The organism is Altererythrobacter sp. KTW20L, from assembly GCF_023501975.1.
In the GTDB taxonomy this organism is placed as follows: Bacteria; Pseudomonadota; Alphaproteobacteria; order Sphingomonadales; family Sphingomonadaceae; genus Alteraurantiacibacter.
In genome coordinates this window covers 154,000-174,327 of the sequence record NZ_JAMFLH010000003.1, presented here as the reverse complement: position 1 = coordinate 174,327, position 20,328 = coordinate 154,000, and the positions used below count along the sequence as shown (strand labels likewise).

16 protein-coding genes are annotated in these 20,328 nt (G+C 64.7%); 8 read left to right on the top strand and 8 right to left on the bottom strand.

Annotation, left to right across the window (positions count from 1 at the left end):
• Positions 1-765, bottom strand: a complete 765-nt coding sequence (locus M3P36_RS03975; RefSeq protein WP_249700954.1) for a hypothetical protein — start codon at positions 763-765, stop codon at positions 1-3.
• Between the two features lie 379 nt (positions 766-1,144).
• Here M3P36_RS03975 and M3P36_RS03970 point away from each other — a divergent pair, with 379 nt between their 5' ends.
• The 5 genes from M3P36_RS03970 (at position 1,145) to M3P36_RS03950 (ending at position 7,908) form a co-directional block, all read left to right on the top strand.
• Positions 1,145-1,621 (top strand): DUF3576 domain-containing protein, encoded by a 477-nt coding sequence (locus M3P36_RS03970; protein WP_249700952.1) that lies wholly within the window; start codon positions 1,145-1,147, stop codon positions 1,619-1,621.
• Between the two features lie 24 nt (positions 1,622-1,645).
• Positions 1,646-4,174 carry a leucine--tRNA ligase gene (leuS, locus tag M3P36_RS03965; protein ID WP_249700949.1) on the top strand — a complete coding sequence of 843 codons (2,529 nt, stop codon included), beginning with the start codon at positions 1,646-1,648 and terminating at the stop codon, positions 4,172-4,174.
• Positions 4,171-4,680, top strand: coding sequence for an LPS assembly lipoprotein LptE (gene lptE / locus M3P36_RS03960; RefSeq protein ID WP_249700946.1), 510 nt, complete (start codon positions 4,171-4,173; stop codon positions 4,678-4,680). Before leuS ends, lptE begins: the two co-directional genes overlap by 4 nt.
• A gap of 13 nt (positions 4,681-4,693) precedes the next feature.
• Positions 4,694-5,731, top strand: coding sequence for a DNA polymerase III subunit delta (gene holA / locus M3P36_RS03955; RefSeq protein ID WP_249700944.1), 1,038 nt, complete (start codon positions 4,694-4,696; stop codon positions 5,729-5,731).
• Between the two features lie 170 nt (positions 5,732-5,901).
• Positions 5,902-7,908: a sugar transferase gene (locus M3P36_RS03950; protein ID WP_249700942.1), complete on the top strand. Its 2,007-nt coding sequence runs from the start codon at positions 5,902-5,904 to the stop codon at positions 7,906-7,908.
• On the opposite strand, the gene M3P36_RS03945 is transcribed toward M3P36_RS03950, so the two are convergent.
• Genes M3P36_RS03945 through M3P36_RS03935 form a run of 3 tightly spaced genes read right to left on the bottom strand, consistent with a single transcriptional unit; the run spans position 7,899 to position 9,802 of the window.
• Positions 7,899-8,459 carry an LptA/OstA family protein gene (locus tag M3P36_RS03945; RefSeq protein WP_249700939.1) on the bottom strand — a complete coding sequence of 187 codons (561 nt, stop codon included), beginning with the start codon at positions 8,457-8,459 and terminating at the stop codon, positions 7,899-7,901. The genes M3P36_RS03950 and M3P36_RS03945 overlap by 10 nt on opposite strands.
• A 44-nt stretch (positions 8,460-8,503) precedes the next feature.
• On the bottom strand, positions 8,504-9,157 hold the full coding sequence (gene lptC, locus M3P36_RS03940; protein WP_249700937.1) for an LPS export ABC transporter periplasmic protein LptC: 654 nt from the start codon (positions 9,155-9,157) through the stop codon (positions 8,504-8,506).
• 27 nt (positions 9,158-9,184) lie between these two features.
• Complete coding sequence (locus tag M3P36_RS03935; protein WP_249700935.1) at positions 9,185-9,802, bottom strand: ribonuclease D; 618 nt, start codon at positions 9,800-9,802, stop codon at positions 9,185-9,187.
• An 81-nt stretch (positions 9,803-9,883) separates the two neighbouring features.
• Between M3P36_RS03935 and M3P36_RS03930 the strand changes: the two genes are divergently transcribed.
• From M3P36_RS03930 to M3P36_RS03920, 3 genes are all read left to right on the top strand, one after another.
• Positions 9,884-10,564, top strand: coding sequence for a uracil-DNA glycosylase (locus M3P36_RS03930; RefSeq protein ID WP_249700933.1), 681 nt, complete (start codon positions 9,884-9,886; stop codon positions 10,562-10,564).
• Positions 10,565-10,620: 56 nt separating this feature from the next.
• Positions 10,621-11,562 carry a TauD/TfdA dioxygenase family protein gene (locus M3P36_RS03925; protein ID WP_249700931.1) on the top strand — a complete coding sequence of 314 codons (942 nt, stop codon included), beginning with the start codon at positions 10,621-10,623 and terminating at the stop codon, positions 11,560-11,562.
• Between the two features lie 265 nt (positions 11,563-11,827).
• Positions 11,828-12,778: a TauD/TfdA dioxygenase family protein gene (locus M3P36_RS03920; protein WP_249700930.1), complete on the top strand. Its 951-nt coding sequence runs from the start codon at positions 11,828-11,830 to the stop codon at positions 12,776-12,778.
• Positions 12,779-12,790: 12 nt separating this feature from the next.
• Here the strand turns inward: M3P36_RS03920 and M3P36_RS03915 are convergent, their stop codons facing one another.
• The 4 genes from M3P36_RS03915 to gltB form a co-directional block, all read right to left on the bottom strand.
• On the bottom strand, positions 12,791-13,282 hold the full coding sequence (locus tag M3P36_RS03915; RefSeq protein WP_249700927.1) for a 2,4'-dihydroxyacetophenone dioxygenase family protein: 492 nt from the start codon (positions 13,280-13,282) through the stop codon (positions 12,791-12,793).
• Positions 13,283-13,362: 80 nt separating this feature from the next.
• Positions 13,363-14,028: a hypothetical protein gene (locus tag M3P36_RS03910; RefSeq protein ID WP_249700925.1), complete on the bottom strand. Its 666-nt coding sequence runs from the start codon at positions 14,026-14,028 to the stop codon at positions 13,363-13,365.
• 59 nt (positions 14,029-14,087) lie between these two features.
• Positions 14,088-15,524: a glutamate synthase subunit beta gene (locus M3P36_RS03905; protein ID WP_249700924.1), complete on the bottom strand. Its 1,437-nt coding sequence runs from the start codon at positions 15,522-15,524 to the stop codon at positions 14,088-14,090.
• A gap of 12 nt (positions 15,525-15,536) precedes the next feature.
• The gene (gene gltB, locus M3P36_RS03900; RefSeq protein WP_502798356.1) at positions 15,537-20,180 is read right to left on the bottom strand and encodes a glutamate synthase large subunit; all 4,644 of its coding nucleotides are present in this window, start codon (positions 20,178-20,180) and stop codon (positions 15,537-15,539) included.
• Positions 20,181-20,328 lie beyond the last annotated feature (148 nt).

The following is a 20,328-nucleotide window of genomic DNA, read 5'->3' as shown; positions in this document are numbered from 1 at the left end:
TCAGAACCGGAACTGGGTGCCGATATAGACTGCCTGGCTATCCTGTTGCTCCAGATTGGGGATCGGTGACAGGCGGTTGCGATCCTGTTCGTAGCGCACACCCGCGCGCACATCGAGGTTGCGCGTCAGGCGATAGCTGCCTGCCACGTCGATCCGCTGGTCACCCGCGGCATCAAGCGATTGCGGAGCGGCCGGAGCAGCGCTGCGGCCTTCTTCCAGTGCAATGCGCGCGGCGAACCGGCTCGGCTCCTCGCGCACGCCCGGGCTGGGCTCGAACTGGGCAAGATCGGGGATGGCTGCGTTGGACAACGGCTGCGACAGCGCAGGGGCCGCCGCTGCGAAGCTGCGATAGCCACGCGCCAAGCCAAGGTTGTAGCGGGTCGCGGTGATGGTGTTGACCGATTCGGCCGCGGGTTCGCTGCGAGCCATGGCGATGGCATTGCGCACCGAGATGGCCTGGGCCGCTTCGCCATCCACGCGGACAACCACGGTGACCGAGCGATCCTCAGCTGTCATCGCGCCAGCGGGCGTGAAGCGCATCATGCGGGACGAGCCACGCCGTGATTCAATCATGCGGGCAAGGTCGGGATCGGCGGAAGCGGGGGTGAACGAGGCAAGGCTACCGACAGTGGACAGCGCATCTCGCGAGAAAGTGCTACCGTCGAGCAGGCCAACGGCCATGCCCGCGCTCGGCAAGCCGACGACCAGTGCCGCACCGGCGATGCCGGCGGCAAAACGGCCCTTGCGGCCCCAGGTCGACTTCATGCTCACGCTAATGCCCGCTTTCCCATCATTACCTGACCATAATAAGACAACCGAGCTGAACGCTTTCTGGCTGCCGAATCGAATCAGGCTCTCCTCCAATCCGTTTTGTAGGCAGCGGTTCCGCACATGACCAGCAGTTCAAGGCTCTTCACACGTGTTTTTACAGAGTGTTGCAACAGCTCAACAGCGCAGGCTGGCTAAAGAGAGGCGGAAGCGGGCAATTCAGCGATCGTTCAGCGCCCGGGCGTGCAAGTGGAAACGTCCATGGGGACACGCGACCCGCCCGGGCGCGCTTCACCTTGCCGCACGGCGCTGGAGGGTTATAGAGGCGCATCGGGTGCCGCTGCGCACCGCTTTGAAACAAGTTACGGGAACACGCATGGCCATCTCCAGCTTCCGCACGCCTTCAACCATCGCACCTGTCGCGCAAACCCTTGGTCGCGGGCTGGTGATCGGCGCGCTGGCGCTCGGGCTTGCGGCCTGCGGCGGCGGCAACAGTCGGCCGCAGGCAGACCTGGCCGCGGCGCAGGTGACGTCGATCGGCGTCAATTCCTACCTCTGGCGCGCCACACTTGAAACGCTGTCGTTCATGCCGCTGACCCAGGCCGACAGTGCCGGCGGCGTGATCGTGACCGACTGGTATGCCAATCCCGCCAGCCCGAATGAACGGGTCAAGGTCTCGGTATCGATCCTCGATTCGGACTTGCGCGCAGATGCCGTGCGCGTGGCTGCCAGCCGCCAGGTGTTGACCGACGGCGTCTGGGTGGAAGCCACCGTCCAGGCCAGCACCGTACAGCGGCTGGAAGACATCATCCTCACCAAGGCGCGCGACCTGCGCCGCTCGGCGATCGGCTGATCCGCACAACCGGCAGGAATTCGCATGACTGACCAGCGTTTCGATGTCCGGTTCGATGCCGGACAGGCCGACGCCCGTTGGCAGGCCGCGTGGGACGAGGCGCGCTGCTTCGAGGCCGATTCGGCCAGTCCGAAGCCCAAGAGCTACGTGCTGGAGATGTTCCCCTATCCCAGCGGGCGCATCCATATCGGCCATGTGCGCAACTATACGATGGGCGACGTGCTGGCCCGGTACAAGGCCATGCGCGGGTTCGAGGTGCTGCACCCGATGGGGTGGGATGCCTTCGGGATGCCGGCGGAAAATGCCGCCATGGAAAAGGGCGTCCATCCGGCAGGCTGGACCTACGAAAACATCGCCACAATGAAGCGGCAGTTGAAGCAGCTCGGCTTCGCGCTCGACTGGAGTCGCGAGATCGCCACCTGCGATCCGGCCTATTATGGCCACGAACAGGCGCTGTTCCTCGACCTTTATGCCGCTGGCCTGGTCTATCGCCGCGAAAGCGCGGTCAACTGGGATCCGGTGGACCAGACCGTGCTGGCCAACGAGCAGGTGGTGGACGGGCGCGGCTGGCGTTCGGGCGCGCTGGTGGAGAAGCGCAAGCTCAACCAGTGGTTCCTCAAGATCACCCAGTTTGCCGAAGACCTGCTGGCGGGCCTCGGCACGCTGGACGGCTGGCCCGACAAGGTCCGCACGATGCAGGAAAACTGGATCGGCAAGAGCCAGGGCCTGCAGTTCGCTTTCGATCTGTCCAATGGCGAGATTGTAGAGGTCTATACCACGCGCCCCGATACAATTTTCGGCGCCAGTTTTGTGGCGGTCGCGCCCGATCATCCGCTCGCCCAGGGTGTCGCCGCCAGCAATTGCGAGGCGGCGCATTTCATCGCGCAGTGCAAGCAGGGCGGCACCACGGCGGCCGAGCTCGAAACGGCGGAAAAGCTGGGCTTCGATACCGGTATCGGGGCCAGGCACCCGTTCACCGGCGAATACCTGCCAGTTTACATCGCCAACTTCGTGCTGATGGAATATGGCACCGGCGCGATCATGGCCGTACCGGGACATGACCAGCGCGACTTCGATTTTGCCACCAAGTATGGCCTGCCGATCGTGCGCGTAATCGCCGCCGAACCTTCCGCTGCCGATGCACCGCTGACCGAGGCCGAGGCGGGCGACGGGGTCTGCGTCAATTCCGGCTTTCTTGATGGCATGGCCGTGGCCGAAGCCAAGGTTGAAGTGATCCGCCGGACTGAAGCCGACGGATGTGGCGCGGGCAAGACCGTCTGGCGTCTGCGTGACTGGGGCGTTTCCCGCCAGCGGTACTGGGGTACGCCGATCCCGTTCATCCATTGCGAGAACTGCGGCGTGGTACCGGTGCCCAAGGACCAGTTGCCGGTGGTTCTGCCCGAGGACGTGGACTTTTCCGTTCCCGGCAACCCGCTGGAACGCCACGCCACCTGGAAGCACGTGGACTGCCCGCAATGCGGTGCGGCTGCGCGGCGCGAGACCGATACGCTCGACACCTTCGTGAATTCGAGCTGGTATTTCCTGCGTTTTGCCAGCCAGCCGGCGGACAAGCCGTTCGACATGGCCGAAGTGGCCCAGTGGCTGCCGGTGGAGCAATATATCGGCGGTATCGAACACGCGATCCTCCACCTGCTCTACGCCCGCTTCTGGACCCGCGCATTGGCGCATGTCGGCGCGGTCGATGTGAAGGAGCCGTTCGCCAGCCTGTTCACGCAAGGCATGGTCACGCACGAGACCTACAGCCGCAAGGACGGCCCGCGCGAGATCTATTTCACACCGGGTGAGGTCGATCGGTCGGGCACGGGCGCCACGCTCAAGTCCGATGGCCAGCCGGTGCAGATCGGCAAGGTCATCAAGATGTCCAAGTCGAAGAAGAACGTTGTCGATCCCGAGGACATCATCGCCGACTATGGCGCTGACGCTGTGCGCTGGTTCATGCTCAGCGACAGTCCGCCCGAACGCGACCTGCCGTGGTCCGAGGCCGGGATCGAAGGCTGCGGGCGCTTCGTCCAGCGGTTGTGGCGGCTGTTCGGACAGTTCGATGGTTCTGCCACTGGCGACAATACCGCACTCGCCCGCAAGACCCACCAGACCGTCGCTGCCGTTGCCACCGATATCGAGGCCCTGTCGTTCAACAAGGCCGTAGCGCGGATCTACGAGCTGACTTCGGCGACCGAGAAGGCCGCGCCGTCTGCCACCCGCAACGAGGCAATCCGCACGATCCTGCTGCTGGTCTCGCCGATGATGCCGCACCTGGCCGAAGAAGGCTGGGACGCTCTGGGAGAGGGCGGCCTTGTGGCTGAAGCCGCCTGGCCCGAAGTCGATCCCGCCATGCTGGTCGAGGACGAAGTGACCGTTGCCGTGCAGCACATGGGCAAGCTGCGCGATACGCTGACCGTGGCCAAAGGATTGCCGAAAGATCAGTTGGAGGCGCTTGCGCTCGCCAGCGAGAGGGTCCAGCGTTCGATGGACGGGGCTGAAGTGCGAAAGGTGATCGTGGTGCCCGACCGGCTGGTCAACATCGTGACATGAGGATTGCCGCGCACCTTGCTACGGCGGCATTGCTGCTCGGCGCGCTGTCGGCCTGCGGCCTGCGACCGATCTATGCTGGCGGCGCGAGCGGTGCCGTGGCGCAGGGGCTGGCGGGCGTGGAAGTTGCGCCGATCCAGGGCCGCGAAGGCTGGCTGGTGCGCAATGCGCTGAACGACCGGCTGGGTCATCCATCGGGCGATGTCGCCAATCCGCGCTATCGGCTCGATGTCCTGCTCGATGACCAGCTCGAAGGGCTTGGGCTTTTGACCGACGATACCATCGGGCGCGAACGGCGGACCCTGCGCGCCCGCTACCAGCTGGTCGATACGGCCAGCGGCGCGATCCTGGTCGATGCCACGGCAGGATCGGATGCGGGGATCGACGTGGTCTCTTCCGAATATGCCACCATAGCGGCCGAACAGACCGCGCTGGAAAACCTCGCCCAGCAGGTGGCCGACAGGATCGTGACCCGGCTCACCCTGGCGCTCACCGATCCCGAATCATGAAGTCGGGGCAGCCGTGAAGGCGACCCAGCGCGATTTCCTCAATGTGGCGCGGCGCGCACAGGATAGCGCGCGGCTGTGGTTCTTCTGCGGGGCCGACGAGGCGGGGGCTTCCGCCGCCGCCGCCAAGGTCATCGCCACGCTGCCCGAAGCGGGCGAGCGGGTGGACATGTCCGGCGCTGACCTGAAAAACGATCCGGTCCGCCTGATCGACGAGGCGCGTAGCACTTCGCTGTTCGGCGGCGCGCGGTACATCATGGCGCGGGTGGCGGGCGAAGAAGCGCACGATGCGGTCAAGGCGTTCTGCGAATTTGCCGATATCGGCGAGACAGGCGGCGCTTGCCCGATCTTCATCGTCGCCACGTCGGCCACCGACAAGTCGCGCACCGCCAAGCTGCTGATCGACCGCAAGGATGCGGTGGTAGCGATCTTCTATCCGCCCGACCTGGAGCACGTGAAGGCCGAGATCAACGCCATGGCCGGCGGGCTCGGCCTGCGCTTTGGCGGCAACATCGCCGAGGCGATTGCGCGCGGCGCCAATCTCGATGTGCGGCTGGCGCAGTCGGAGCTGGAGAAATTGTCGCTCTATCTCGATGCCTCGCCTCATGCGACCAGGACAGTGGAAGTGGCTGATCTTGCGGCCATCGGTGCCTCGTCCGAGGATGAAGGCTTCGGGCCGATAGTCAACGTGGTGCTGGCGGGCGAGACGAAGAAGCTGCCGCATGAGCTGGCACGCCTGCGGGAACTGGGGCTCAACCCGGTGGGTGTGGCATTGGCGCTCGAACGGCGGGTGGCGCAGATCGCGGCAATTGCCGCCAAACGCGAACCGGGGCTGGATGTCGATGCGCTGCTCGACCGGCAGAAGGTATTTTTCCGCGACAAGCGCGACCTGCGCAAGCAGCTACCCGCCTGGCCCCCGCAAAAGCTCGAGCGGCTGGTTCCGCGCCTGGCGCAATTGCACCGCGACCTGCTCGCCAATAGCCAGTCGGCGGAACTGATCCTGGCTCACGAACTGACCCGAATCGCCCGATTCGCTTCAGTCCGCCGGCATTGATCCGATCCCGAACGGGACAATTCGGACTGCGACCACCGGTGCGCGGGACGCGGCGAGTCCCGTTTCGGGTCTTCTCGCAAGTGCAATATCGGCTGGTTAAGGAACAATGCACTTGATATAGGTGTTTACACGCAAGGAATCGTTTTTCTTGGGGGGCGTCCGGCGCAATCATGGAATTGACTGCGGTAACAGTGCGATCGGAAGATCCGCTTATTTTGCCCGACGCAGTCGGGCAGCCGCTTGAAGACGCTCCGGTCCGCCTGCCGCGTGCCCCGGCCCAGGGGCTTGCGATGTCGCTGGAAAACCGGCGCCTGCAATTCTATCTCGTGCTGGTACTGGCCGATGTTGTCGTGCTGCTGGCAAGCTTTGCCCTGGCGGCCACGATCCATCCCGGCATCTTTTCCCACCATGACGCTATGCTGCCGGCATACCTCATGTTGCCGCTGTTCCAGACGATCGCATTCTACAACGGCACCTATTCGCGGGACGGGCTGACCAATTGGCGGGTCGCGGCAGGACGAGCGATTATCGCCCTGGCCGTATCCGCGCTAATGTTCAATTTCTTCGCCTTCTTCGCGAAGGCGAACGCCGATTTCTCGCGCTCGGTGTTCATTAGCAGCCTGATTGCAACGGCCATTGGCATGACGGCGATCCGCTGGTGGCTGGCGCGGTTCATCGTCACCCTGTGGGGCCCCAGCGTCACCAACCGCCTGCTTATCGATGCCGGTGGTCCCGATGTCAGGATTCCCAACGTATACCGCATCAATGCCCGCGAACACGGTCTGCGTCCCGACCTGGAGGACCCGCTTGCGCTTGACCGGCTGTCCAAGTACCTGCGCAACATGGATACAGTCATTGTAAGCTGCAGCCAGGAAGACCGCATCGCCTGGTCGGAAGTGCTTCGTGGCTCGGGCATCCACGGCGAGGTGATTAGCGATTTTGCGCAGCAGATCGGCGCCCTGGCCATCGTCCGGCATGACGAGGCCGATGTAACCGCGCTGGTCGTGTCGCACGGCCATCTGGGAATTCGCTCGCGAATCACCAAGCGCTTGTTCGACATCGCGGTTTCCGTTGTTGCGTTGCTAGCGCTGTCGCCCGTGCTACTCGCTTGCGCCCTGGCGATCAGGCTGGACGACCATGGTCCCGTTTTCTTCCGCCAGAGACGAATGGGACGCGGCAACCAGTTCTTCGACATCTACAAGTTCCGCACCATGCGGGTGGACAAGGCCGATGCGAACGGAAACCGGTCTGCCGCGCAGGACGATGACCGGATTACACGTGTCGGCCGGTTCCTGCGCAAGACCAGCCTCGATGAATTGCCCCAGCTGCTCAACGTGCTGAAGGGCGAGATGAGCACAATCCCTGGTGGACTATCCGCTCCGCAACCAAACCATTCTGTGCCTCGCAGGGCTGCTTGTGGTGCTTCTGGTGGTCAGCCCGGTCAGAAATGTTCGCAGCACATGATGGGCAAACCCATGATAGGCAAGATCGCCTGGATTACCACACTGGTGGCGTTGGCCGGAGTGACCAGCTTTGCGCAGATCGACCGGGCGGCGCGTTTTGCTCCGCCTCTGGCCGACCTGGTGCCACAACCGTTTCAAGGTTTCTCCGCCATGGTTCTGGCCGATCAGGCCCTAGCGGATCAACGTACTGCCGATGCCCTGGTCCGGGCAAGGGCGCTCATCCGTGTCAGGCCATTGCCAGCCGAACACTTGAGTCTCCTGGCCCGGGCGGCATTGGTTTCGGGCGACGCGGAATTGAGTGTTGCGGCACTGGAAGAAGCGGGTCGTCGCGGATGGCGTGAACCGCTCTCGCAGCGTGCTATGGCGCAAGCGGCGCTCATTTCCGGCAATGTTGAAGCGGCATCGCAGCGAATTGTTGCGCTGCATGCCAGCGGAAGTCTCGATGCCGAAAGCAGAAGCGCACTGATTATAGAACTGGCAGCCACCCCACAGGGTCGCGACGCTCTGGCCCAAAAGCTGGTGGATCGCGGTCACTGGCAGACGAATTTCTGGCGTTCGGCCGGAACCTATCTCGATCCGGAGATCTATGCCGACCTGACTGCAAGGGCAGATGCAATCGCAGCTGCGCGGGATTGCACTGCCTCACCGGGGGACGATGCCACCCTGCTTGATCGCCTCTTTCCGCAAACTTGCCCGGAGAGATTTCAGTCCTGATCGGGAACCGAGAACGTGCCAGAGACCCGGCCGCCCGATGCACTCTGGCCCGATGAACCCGCAGCAGAACCGTCAACGCTTGATAATCCGGTGTTGAGGTCGATGGTCAGGCGGCCGCCATTCAGAGTGTCACCGCCACGGCGCAGCGCCACGCCCCCGGCCAGCACGATTACCCGCCGATTGAAGTCATAGACCCCTGATCCGCCGCTCGCCCGCTCGCTTCCGCGTGTCACGACAACCCCACCAGTCGCGTCGATTCGCTGAATGGAAAGCGAGCCGGTATCAGTATAGGCGACAGTCGTACGGGCGGCGGTAAGTCGCAGGTCGCCCTGGTCGATCACCACATTGCCCGACAGCACAACACGGTTCTGCCGGTCCTGCAGTTCGATCCGGTCGGCCGCGTAGTTGACTGGCTGGTTGGAGTTGAAACCGGCAATGTTCTGGGCCCCGGCGACTGATCCGAAGCCGAGCGCGGCGACAAGACCGGCCAATAGTCCGGCAGCAAGACTGCGGGCGGCCAGCTTGGCAGGGGTGGGGCGCGGTCTTTTCATGGCGTCAGGCGATAGCCGATCAGAACGGTGAGGCAAGCACATCGTCACATCCCTTCCGGAAGCTGCATCCGGCCCGGCACCATCCGCAACCTGGCATTGCCGATCAACGAAAGCGTGCGTTCCGGCAGGTCAGCGCGGAACTGATCGGCAGCAAAAGTGCCCGCCGGGATAGCCCCTTCGACCCGGCCCCGCCCTTCGAGCGTGCGCGTGGGCAGGTTTATCGCCACGTTTCGCGCCAGCAGCCGATAGCCATCGGTTGCGGTGAACTGGACCGTTCCCGGGATCTGCACCTGTTCGTCTTCGATGTTATAGCTCCCGGCAACAGCGCTCAGTACTGCCGGGCCATCCGGCAGGACGATCCGGGCGACCAGCTCGTGCATCTCTACCACCGGAATGCGGTTGCTGGTCTGTACGGCATCCCCGGCTGCGATCGAGAACGGGCGGCCATCGTCGTCCACGCCGCGGTACATGGCATTGTCCATCCGCAGCCGGTCGTCGGCAATGGCCACCTTGTTGCGGTCGAGCAGGAAAGACACCTCACCGCGCGGCCCCAGCGGGGTGATCAGCATCATTGCCGCCACCACGCCGACAGCCGCGGGCAGCACCACGGCCAGGGTGCGGACAAGCCGGTCCAGCCCCGATCCGGGAGCGGCATTGGCCTGCCGCCTGTTGCGCATGGTGTCGGCCTGGATGGTCATTCAGATGGGCCTTTGGCTTGGCCAGCCTTACTCGTGGCTGAAGATGTCCTTGTCGATCCATCCCGCCATGTCGAGCGAGACGCGGGCGGGCAGGAAATCGAAGCACGATTGCGCCAGTTCCAGCCGCCCCTCGCGCTCCAGCCGCGCGATCAGGATCTCGCGCAGGCGGTGGAGGAAGCGCACGTCGCTGGCGGCATATTCGCGCTGGGCATCGTTCAGCATCGGTGCGCCCCAGTCGCTCGACTGCTGCTGCTTGGAGATGTCCTCGCCCAGCAGTTCGCTGACCAGGTTCTTCAGCCCGTGCCGGTCGGTATAGGTGCGGGTCAGCTTGCTGGCGATCTTGGTGCAGAACACCGGCGTGGCCCAGACGCCGAGGTAATGCTGGATCGCCGCCAGGTCGAACCGGGCATAGTGATAGAGCTTCACCCGTGCCGGATCGGCCAGCACGGCCTTGAGGTTGGGCGCATCGAACGCGCTGCCATTGGCGAACCGCACCAGGTGCTCGTCGCCATTGCCGTCGCTGATCTGCAGCAGGCACAGCCGGTCGCGCTGGGTGACAAGGCCCATGGTCTCGGTATCGACCGCCAGCGGTCCGGGAGCCAGTGCGTCGGCGGGCAGGTCTTCTTCGTGGAAATATACTGTCATAGGAGGCAAGCCTTAGGCGGATTGGGGAAAGAGGGGAAGAGCGCGCTGGCTGCCTTGTCGGCAGGGCGGTAGGAAAGCGCCATGGCCGAGAAAATCCCCCCAAGCTGGCGCGCCGCGCTCGATCCCGTGCTGGCCAGTGCCGAGGCGCGGCGGCTGGGCGGCTGGCTGCAGGCCGAGGAGGAGGCGGGCAAGGCGATCTATCCGCCGCGCGGGAGCCGCCTGCGCGCGCTGGAGCTGACCCCGCTTGACGCGGTCAAGGTCGTGATCCTCGGGCAGGATCCCTATCACGGGCCGGGGCAGGCCCATGGTCTGAGCTTTTCGGTGCCCCATGGTGTCCGCCAGCCGCCCTCGCTGGCCAATATCTGCAAGGAACTGCGGGCCGATCTCGGCATCGCCATTCCCGTGCACGGCAATCTCGAAAACTGGGCGCGGCAGGGTGTGCTGCTGCTCAACAATGCGCTGACGGTCGAGGCGGGGCTGGCAGGCTCCCATCAGGGCAAGGGGTGGGAGGCGATTACCGATGCCGTGGTGGCGGCGGTGGCGGCGCGCCCGGATCCCGCCGTCTTCATCCTGTGGGGCAGCCATGCGCAGAAGAAGGCGCAGCGCATTCCCGGGTTGGCGGACGGGCGCCACCTTGTCTTGCGTTCGGTCCATCCCAGCCCGTTGTCAGCCCATCGAGGTTTCTTCGGTTCGCGTCCGTTCAGCCAGGCCAATGCCTTTCTCCAACAGCATGGCCGGGACGCGATCGACTGGGCCTTGTAAAGGGTGGATTCGTTAGCAATCTAACATTAATGCGCTCCTCCATAGAGAGGATGAGCATGGCCCCGACCGTCAAACCCCTGACCGTAACCCCCCTGTCCGAGCGCTTCGGCGCGGAACTGTCCGGTGTGGATATTTCCTGCCCGCTGGACGAGGCGACCAAGGCGGAAATTCGCGCCGCCCAGGACCGCTGGGGCGTCACCGTCTGGCGCGACACCGGCCTTGATGATGCGAGCCACGTCGCCTTCAGCCGCCTGTTCGGCCATGTCGAACTGGCCCCGCGCCACGCGGGCAATCCGCCCCGCTTCTCGCAGCCGGAACTGTTCGACGCGACCAATATCGATGCGGCGGGCAAGATCATCGACAACCCCAACCGCCGCCTGATCAATGCGGGCAACCGGCTGTGGCATATCGACAGCTCCTACATGGAGGTGCGCAGCGCCCAGGCCCTGCTGCTTTGCCACGAGGCGCCGCCGGTCCATGCGCCGACCTTCTTTGCCGATACCCGCAGCGCTTACGATGACCTGCCGCAGGCGATGAAGGACCGGATCGAGGGGCTGACCGCGCGGCACTGCTACTTCTATTCGCGGATGAAGGCGGGATATCCCACTACCGAGGAAGAGCTCGACGCGATGCCGCACGCGCACCAGCCGGTGGTGCTGGACCACAAGGCCAGCGGACGGCGTTCGCTCTATCTCGGCAACCATGCCCGCGACATCGTGGGGATGAGCCGCGAGGAGGGCCGCGCGCTGATCGACGAACTCAACGCCTGGACCGCGCAGGACCGCTATGTGATCGAGGTGAATTACAGCGCGGGCGACATGAGCATCTGGGACAACCTGTGCACCATGCACCGCGCCGGCGAATTCGACGACACCACCTACCGCCGCGACATGCGCCGCACGACCATCCGCGAAGCCGGGGTCGAGGCGGCGGACGACCACTTCACCACCCTGTTCGCCGCCTCGAAACGCGCGGCAGAAGCCTCTGGCGGGCGGTAAAGGTGACACAAGTGACAGCGTGTCACCTTTGTTTTGTGCCCTAACCGATGGAAAACACGCTAAAAAAGCGCGCGGTGACAAAGTGACACTCCCCGGGGAGAAAACCGGGTCCGGCTTCCCGCAGGACCAACCAGCAATGCGAAAGAGCAGCGCGCTCCATCGCCTGCCCCCGCCCCTGTAGGAAAGCCCATTTGCGCCCCGTCAATTCGCCTTGCCTCGGGGGCGCCTATCCCAAGCCTCGCACCCCCATGCGTGGAGAGGATTTATGGGCATTGCAGTTACGCCGCTGAGCCAGCGGTTCGGCGCGGAGATTGCGGACGTGGACATAGCCCGGCCGCTGGATGAGGCGACCAAGGCCGAGATTCGCGCAGCGCAGGACACATGGGGCGTCACCGTGTGGCGCGATACGGGGCTGGACGATGCAGGCCATGTCGCGTTCAGCCGACTGTTCGGCCATGTAGAACTGGCGCCGCGCCATCCGGGCAAGCCTTCGCGCATGAGCGAGCCGGAACTGTTCGATGCCTCCAACCTGGGGCTCGATGGCGAGATTACCGACAATCCCAGCATCCGGCTGGGCGCGGCGGGCAACCGGCTGTGGCATTCGGATTCCAGTTTCATGGACGTGCGCAGCGCGCAGGCCCTGCTGCTGTGCCACGAAGCGCCTCCGCACGGCGGGCCGACCTGGTTTGCCGATAGCCGGTCAGCTTATGATGACCTGCCGCAGGCGATGAAGGAGCGGATCGAAGGGCTGGAGGCAAGGCACTCCTATTTCTGGAGTCGCCGCCGTGCGGGCTATCCCTATACGGAAGCCGAGGTGGACGCGAAGCCCCATGCCACGCACAGGCTGGTCCATACCCACGCCTCGGGCCGCAAGGCGCTGTTCGTGGGCGCCCATACCCGCGATATCGTGGGGATGGACCGAGATGAGGGCCGCGCGCTGATCGACGAGCTGATCGAGTGGTGCACCCGGCCCGAATATGTGATCTCGGTCCACTACCGCCCCGGCGACATGGCGGTGTGGGACAACCTCGCCACGCTCCACCGCGGCGGCGAGTACGACGATACGCAATATCGCCGCGACATGCGCCGCACCACCGTGCGCGCGCCGGGCGCAGATGCCGCGCCCGATCACTACACGGCGATGTTTGCGGCGGCAGGTGATACGCCGTTCAGCCCGTCCGACGCGATGAAGGAACGGGTGCTGGTGAAGGCCTGACCGGCCTGAACCCTATAGGCTGCGATATCCCATCGCCCCGCCAACCGGCACCTTGGGCACGTCCAGCCCCTGGTCGCGCAGGCGGCGGGCATATTCCTCGATCACGCTGGCGGCATCGGTGATGGCCAGGATGGTGCCGCTGTCATCGAGGTGGACCAGCGCGCCGTAGATCACGAACAGCACGTCGGTCTCGCCGTCGGCATCGTCGGCCACTTTCAGCGTGTGGGTGCTGCCCGGCGGCTCGAACAGGTAGGAGCCTGCCACATTGGCCGGGCTGTCCGGATATTCCAGATAGGTCCAGCTTCCGGCACGGGTGATCGCATGGACCTCGCCGGTATGCTTGTGCGGGAAAACCTGCGTGCCCGGCGCAAAGCCCATCCGCACGGCAAAGCGCCCGCCTTCGACATCGGCCATCAGCAGTTTCAGGCGGATGCCGGGATCATCGGCCCAGCATTCTGCCCAGGGCAGGCTGTCGGTATCGGCGTGGTAGCTTTCGGGGATCATTTGCGCCCTCTCCTCTCGTCCGGGGGCGAGAGTGGCCCATGCCGGGGGCGGAAACAAGCGGCGCGCGGGGGCGGCTGCCGTCAATCGGCGCGATAGCGGACCATCTCGACCATCTGCGATCCTTCGTAGGCGAGCAGCAAGGTGTCGCCGGTGATCGTGGCTTGCCAGCCGGTCATGTCGCGCAGGCCCAGGTCATTGGGATGGAGCACGAACCTGAGGCCGCCCGCCACGCCCGCCACGTCATATTCGGGCGAGGCGATGTCGTTGATGCCTTCGACCAAGCGCAAGGTCTGCGGATCGGCACACAGACCATCACCGCCGATGCCGTCCTCGTTCTCCGGATAGGGCCAGCCGGTGTCGAGCGTATAGCCATAGGCCACTTCACCGCCTGCGCAGTGCAGGATCACATCGACGCCCTGCAGCGCATTGCCGTTGGGCCAGGTAACCAGCAGGAATGGCGCGTCGGGCGACGGATCGCTGCCCACCTGTTCGAACAGCGGGGCAACGGGTTTGGGCGTTGTCACCAGCGTAATGCGGTTGCCATCGAGCGACCAGGTGCCGATCGAGCGTTCGTCCTTCGCGCCCACGGCCAGTTCATAGCTATAGGTGCCGTCCGCCCGCAGTTCGAGCAGCATGGCCACTTCGAAACTGTCGCGCAGGTGGTAAAGGCCGACAACCTCGTCGCGAGCAGCTTCCTGCGCCGCGACATGGACACAACCGGTGAGGAGCGAAGCCCCGCATGCCATAAAGGCAAGTTTCCGGCGGGCGGCTTTCACCGGGCCATTACCGTTCCATCACCCGGCCATTAGCGCGGCAGTTCGCTCACGCCCATCAGCGCTTCGTCCACCGCGCGGGCGCACTGGCGGCCTTCGCGGATGGCCCAGACGACGAGGCTCTGCCCGCGCCGCATGTCGCCGCAGGCCCAGATCTGCGGGTCCGAGGTCTGGTAGGAGGTCGTATCGGCCAGCACATTGCCGCGCCCGTCGAGCTCAACGCCCGACTGGTCGATCATCCCTGCCTTGCGCGGGCCGACGAAGCCCATGGCGAGCAGGATGAGGTCGGCCTTCAGGGTGAATTCGGTGCCCGGCACTTCCTGCAACTTGCCTTCGGACCAGTCGGCGCGAACGCATTTCAGACCGGTGACCACGCCATCGGTGCTGACGACTTCCTTGGTCAGCACGGCCCAATCGCGGTTCACGCCTTCCTCGTGGCTGGAGGACGTGCGCAGCTTCATCGGCCAGTCGGGCCAGGTCAGCAGCTTGTTCTCGTGCGCCGGGGGCTGGGGCATGATCTCGATCTGGGTGACAGACTTTGCGCCCTGGCGGTTGCTGGTGCCCACGCAGTCGGAGCCGGTATCACCGCCGCCGATCACGATAACGTCCTTGCCGGTTGCGGTCAGCGTGCCGCGCGGGGCGGCGCGTTCCTCGCTGTCGCCGGCATTGCGCTTGTTCTGCTGGGTGAGGAATTCCATCGCCAGCCGCACGCCGGGCAGCTCGGCACCGGGAATGGTGAGCTGGCGCGCATCTTCCGCGCCGCCCGACATCACGATGGCATCGAAGTTCTCGCGCAGAGACTTCATCGATACGTCCACGCCCACTTCGGTGGAGGTGCGGATTGTCACGCCTTCGGCTTCCATCTGCACTGCGCGGCGGTTGATGAGGTGCTTTTCCATCTTGAAGTCGGGGATGCCGTAACGCAGCAGGCCGCCGATCCGGTCGGCCTTCTCGAACAGGGTTACCGAATGGCCGGCGCGCGCCAGTTGCTGGGCGGCAGCCATGCCGGCAGGGCCGGAGCCGATCACGGCCACGCTCTTGCCGGTCTTCTTTGCCGGAACCTGCGGCGCGACCCAGCCTTCCTTCCACCCGCGATCGACGATGGCGCATTCGATCGACTTGATGGTGACCGGCTGGTCGGTCAGGTTCAGGGTGCAGCTTGCCTCGCACGGGGCGGGGCAGATGCGGCCGGTGAATTCGGGGAAATTGTTGGTCGAATGCAGCACTTCCAGGGCATTCTTCCAGTCGCCCTCATAGACCAGGTGGTTCCAGTCCGGGATGATGTTGTTCACCGGACAGCCGTTGTGGCAGTAGGGAATGCCGCAATTCATGCACCGCGAGGCCTGCCCCTTGAGGGTGCTTTCGCTCGGCGGAATGACGAATTCCTTGTAGTGATGCAGCCGCTCCTTGGGATCGGCATAGGTGCGATCCTGGCGGTCGAGTTCGAGAAACCCGGTTTCCTTGCCCATTTCCTGTAACCCTTATTCGGCGGCGACAGAGGCCACGGCCTCGCGCTCGGCTTCGATCTGGCGCAGCGCCCTGGCATAGTCGCGCGGCATCACCTTGATGAACTTGCCCAAGGCATTGTCCCAATCATCCAGCAATGCCGCCGCCCGGGCAGAGCCGGTGTGCAGCTTGTGGCGTTCCACCAGCACCCGCAGCCGTTCGGCATCGTGGTACAAAGGATCGCCCATGCCGAAATCGTGGATGTCGAGCGCCCGCTGTTGCGGCAGGCCCATTCCCTCGGTGGGCGAGGGGTCGGTGCCGATCGGCAGCAGTTCGACCTGGGCCATGTTGCAGCGGCTGGCGAAAGTGCCATCCTCGTCATAGACATAGGCAATGCCGCCGCTCATCCCTGCGGCAAAGTTGCGACCGGTGGCACCCAGCACGCAGACCACGCCGCCGGTCATGTATTCGCAACCGTGGTCGCCCGTGCCTTCGACCACCGCGATGGCGCCCGAATTGCGCACGGCGAAACGTTCGCCGCCCACGCCGTTGAAATAGGCTTCGCCCGCGATGGCGCCATAGAGCACGGTGTTGCCGACGATGATGTTCTTGGTCGGATCGCGGTCAACGCCTTCCGGCTGACGGACGATCAGGCGGCCGCCCGACAGGCCCTTGCCGACATAGTCGTTGGCATCGCCCACCAGGTCCAGCGTCAGGCCGTGGGCGGCCCATGCGCCGAAGCTTTGCCCGGCAACCCCGGTGAAGTTGATCCGCAGCTGGTCGGCCTTGAGCCCGGCATGGCCGAACCGCCGCGCAATCTCGCCCGACAGCATGGCACCGACGGTGCGGTTGGTGTTGCGGATCGGGAAATCGAGCACCAGCGTCTCGCCATGATCGAGCGCGGGACGCGCGGCCTGGAGCAAGTCGTTGTCGAGCGCGTTTTCCAGCCCGTGGTCCTGCACTTCGGTGCGGTAGAGCTGCTTGCCGGCGGGCACCTCCACCTTGGTGAGCAGGCGGGTGAGGTCGATACCGGCGGCCTTCCAGTGCCGGTCCACCCGCTTCATGTCGATCAGGTCCACCCGGCCGATCATCTCGTCCATCGTGGCAAAGCCCATCTCGGCCATGATCGCCCGCAGCTCTTCGGCCACGAAGAAGAAGTAGTTGATGACGTGTTCGGGCTGGCCGACGAAGCGCGCGCGCAGCACCGGATCCTGCGTCGCCACGCCCACCGGGCAGGTGTTGAGGTGGCACTTGCGCATCATGATGCAGCCCGCCGCGATCAGCGGGGCCGTGGCAAAGCCGAATTCGTCGGCCCCCAGCAGCGCGCCGATGGCGACATCGCGCCCGGTGCGCAGGCCGCCATCGACCTGCACCGCGATGCGGCTGCGCAGGTCGTTCAGCAGCAGAGTCTGCTGGGTTTCGGCCAGGCCGATTTCCCACGGGCTGCCGGCATGTGTCAGCGAAGTCAGCGGCGAAGCGCCGGTTCCGCCTTCATAGCCGGAAATGGTCACATGGTCCGCCCGCGCCTTGGAAACGCCTGCGGCCACCGTGCCCACGCCCACTTCGCTTACCAGCTTGACCGAGATACGGGCAGAGGGCTGCACGTTCTTCAGGTCGTGGATGAGCTGAGCCAGATCCTCGATCGAATAGATGTCATGGTGCGGCGGCGGGCTGATGAGGCCCACGCCCGGCGTCGAGTGGCGGGTGGCACCGATGGTCTTGTCCACCTTGTGGCCGGGCAACTGCCCACCCTCGCCGGGCTTGGCACCCTGGGCCATCTTGATCTGGATATCGTCCGAATTGACGAGATATTCGGTGGTCACGCCAAAGCGGCCCGATGCCACCTGCTTGATGGCAGAGCGCATCGAATCGCCGTTTTCCATGGCCGTGAAGCGCTTGGGATCCTCGCCGCCTTCGCCGGTGTTCGACTTGCCGCCGATGCGGTTCATCGCCACGGCCAGCGTGGTGTGGGCTTCCCAGCTGATCGAGCCATAGCTCATCGCGCCGGTGGCGAAGCGCTTGACGATTTCGCTGGCCGGTTCGACCTGGCTGATATCAAGCGGCTTGTCGGCCTTCTTCAGTTCCATCAGCCCGCGGATCGTCAGCATGCGTTCCGACTGGTCGTTGATCGAACGGGCGAAGGCCTGGTAGTTCTCGAAGCTGTTGCCGCGCACCGCGTGCTGCAGGTCGGCCACGTTCGACGGGGTCCAGGCGTGTTCCTCGCCACGGATGCGGTACTGGTAGATCCCGCCAACATCGAGCATGTGGCGATAGATCGGGTTGTCGCCCCAGGCAGCCTGGTGGCGGAGCACCGTTTCTTCGGCGACTTCGGCAAGGCCAATGCCTTCGATGGTGGTGGCGGTGCCGGTGAAATACTTGTCGATGAAAGCCGACGACAGGCCCACCGCATCGAAGATCTGCGCCCCGCAATAGGACTGGTAGGTCGAGATGCCCATCTTGGACATGACCTTCTGGATGCCCTTGCCGACCGCCTTGATATAGTTCTTCTGCACCTGCGCGGGCGCAAGATCGGCGTGCTTGTCGGCGCGGATCGCTTCCAGTGTCTCGAAGGCAAGATAGGGGTTGATCGCTTCGGCGCCATAACCTGCCAGCACGCAGAAGTGATGCACTTCGCGCGCTTCGCCGGTTTCGACCACGAGGCCGGTCTGCATGCGCAGGCCCTGGCGCACCAGGTGATGGTGCACGGCGGCCGTTGCCAGCAGCGCGGGCATCGGAATGCGCGAGGGGCTGGCGGCACGGTCGGACAGGATCAGGATGTTGCGATCCTGCAGCACGGCTTCGGTCGCGGTCCAGCACATTTCCTGGATCGCCTGGGCGAGGCCCTCGGCGCCGGTTTCTGCGTCCCAGGTGATGTCGATCGTCTCGGTGCGGAAAGCCCCGTCGAGGCTGGCTTCGACCGAGCGGATCTTTTCCATGTCCTGGTTGGTCAGGATCGGCTGGTCCACTTCCAGCCGCTTGTGCAGGCCGGCATCCATGCCCAGCAGGTTGGGGCGCGGGCCGATCATCGACAGCAGGCTCATCACCAGTTCCTCGCGGATCGGATCGATCGGCGGGTTGGTGACCTGGGCGAAGTTCTGCTTGAAATAGTCGTAGAGCAGGCGGCTGCGGGCGGATAGCACGGCAATCGGCGTGTCGGTGCCCATCGAACCGATCGGATCGTCACCCGCCACGGCCATCGGCTCGAGGAACTTGGCGACATCTTCCTGGGTGTAACCGAACGCCTGCTGGCGGTTGAGCAGCGTTTCGTCGCTGGCGCGCACGGCTTCGCTGGAAGTCTCGATCGCTTCGAGGTCCTTCAGCTTGTACTGCGCCTTGTGCAGCCATTCCTCGTAAGGCTGGGCATTGGCGAGGCTGGCCTTCAGCTCCTCGTCCTCGATGATGCGGCCTTCTTCCAGGTCGATCAGCAGCATGCGGCCGGGCTGGAGCCGCCACTTGCGCACGATATCCTCTTCCTTGAACGGCAGCACGCCGCTTTCCGAAGCGAGGCAGACGAGGTCGTCCTTGGTCACGCACCAGCGCGCGGGGCGCAGGCCGTTGCGATCCAGCGTGGCGCCGATCTGGCGGCCATCGGTGAAGCATACGGCCGCAGGGCCGTCCCACGGCTCCATCAGCGCGGCGTGGTATTCGTAGAATGCGCGGCGCTTGGGCTCCATGTCGGGATTGCCGGCCCAGGCTTCGGGGATCAGCATCATCATCGCGTGGGCCAGCGGATAGCCGCCCGCGACCAGCAGTTCGAGCGCGTTGTCGAGGCTGGCAGTGTCGGACTGGCCGTGCGGCACGATCGGCCACAGCTTGTCCATGTCGGCACCCAGCAGGTCCGATTCCATCGTGCGGCGGCGGGCGTTCATCCAGTTGGTATTGCCGCGCACCGTGTTGATCTCGCCATTGTGGGCGATGAAGCGGAACGGGTGGGCCAGCCGCCAGCTGGGGAAGGTGTTGGTCGAGAAGCGCTGGTGGACAAGGCCCAGCGCCGACACGCAATCGGGATCCTGCAGGTCGCGGTAGAAGCTGCCCACCTGCGTTGCCAGCAGCAGGCCCTTGTAGACCATGGTGCGGCTGGAGAAGCTGGGCATGTACATTTCGGTGAGGCCCGGCAGGTCATGCTTTTCGGCCAGGGCCGCCAGCGGGTTCTGCGTTTGCTTGCGGATCACCACCAGCTTGCGCTCGAACGCATCCTGGTCGGCGCAATTGGCGCCGCGGCCCACGATGCACTGGCGGATCACCGGCATCGAGGCGAGCACGGTCTTGCCGAGGCCCTCGGTATTCACCGGCACGTCGCGCCAGCCGATCAGCTTCTGGCCTTCCTTGGCGACGAACTTCTCGAACGCGGCGACCACGAAATCGCGCGCGGCCTCGTCCTGCGGCAGGAAGCACATGGCCACGGCATAGTCGCCCGGCTGCGGCAGGGTCAGGCCTTCGGCAGTGGCCCACTTGCGCAGCAACTGGTCGGGCAGCTGGATAAGCAGGCCCGCGCCATCGCCCAGCAGGGGATCGGAGCCCACCGCGCCACGGTGGTCGAGATTGGCCAGAATCTCCAGCGCCTGGGTCACGATGGCATGCGATTTTTCGCCCTTGATGTGGGCCACAAGGCCCACGCCGCAGGCGTCATGTTCGTTACGCGGATCGTAAAGGCCCTGGCGGGCTGGCAGTTCGTTCAACTCTCGTCGTCCTGTCTCAGGCCGATAGTGCGGAGCGCTTCGGCACCTGCTCGGGCAGGCAGCGAAACGCGACTCACCTGGCATGGGTGCTTGTCATAAATGTCGCGAGGGTTCCCCATGGCGACACGAAGCTGTTTTGGCAAGGTCA

Excerpts from the sequence above, each read along its gene's own strand:
- M3P36_RS03975 (WP_249700954.1), bottom strand. The coding sequence starts at position 765 with ATGAAGTCGACCTGGGGCCGCAAGGGCCGTTTTGCCGCCGGCATCGCC.
- M3P36_RS03970 (WP_249700952.1), top strand. The coding sequence starts at position 1,145 with ATGGCCATCTCCAGCTTCCGCACGCCTTCAACCATCGCACCTGTCGCG.
- leuS (WP_249700949.1), top strand. The coding sequence starts at position 1,646 with ATGACTGACCAGCGTTTCGATGTCCGGTTCGATGCCGGACAGGCCGAC.
- lptE (WP_249700946.1), top strand. The coding sequence starts at position 4,171 with ATGAGGATTGCCGCGCACCTTGCTACGGCGGCATTGCTGCTCGGCGCG.
- M3P36_RS03950 (WP_249700942.1), top strand. The coding sequence starts at position 5,902 with ATGGAATTGACTGCGGTAACAGTGCGATCGGAAGATCCGCTTATTTTG.
- M3P36_RS03945 (WP_249700939.1), bottom strand. The coding sequence starts at position 8,459 with ATGAAAAGACCGCGCCCCACCCCTGCCAAGCTGGCCGCCCGCAGTCTT.
- lptC (WP_249700937.1), bottom strand. The coding sequence starts at position 9,157 with ATGACCATCCAGGCCGACACCATGCGCAACAGGCGGCAGGCCAATGCC.
- M3P36_RS03935 (WP_249700935.1), bottom strand. The coding sequence starts at position 9,802 with ATGACAGTATATTTCCACGAAGAAGACCTGCCCGCCGACGCACTGGCT.
- M3P36_RS03930 (WP_249700933.1), top strand. The coding sequence starts at position 9,884 with ATGGCCGAGAAAATCCCCCCAAGCTGGCGCGCCGCGCTCGATCCCGTG.
- M3P36_RS03925 (WP_249700931.1), top strand. The coding sequence starts at position 10,621 with ATGGCCCCGACCGTCAAACCCCTGACCGTAACCCCCCTGTCCGAGCGC.
- M3P36_RS03920 (WP_249700930.1), top strand. The coding sequence starts at position 11,828 with ATGGGCATTGCAGTTACGCCGCTGAGCCAGCGGTTCGGCGCGGAGATT.
- M3P36_RS03915 (WP_249700927.1), bottom strand. The coding sequence starts at position 13,282 with ATGATCCCCGAAAGCTACCACGCCGATACCGACAGCCTGCCCTGGGCA.
- M3P36_RS03910 (WP_249700925.1), bottom strand. The coding sequence starts at position 14,028 with ATGGCATGCGGGGCTTCGCTCCTCACCGGTTGTGTCCATGTCGCGGCG.
- M3P36_RS03905 (WP_249700924.1), bottom strand. The coding sequence starts at position 15,524 with ATGGGCAAGGAAACCGGGTTTCTCGAACTCGACCGCCAGGATCGCACC.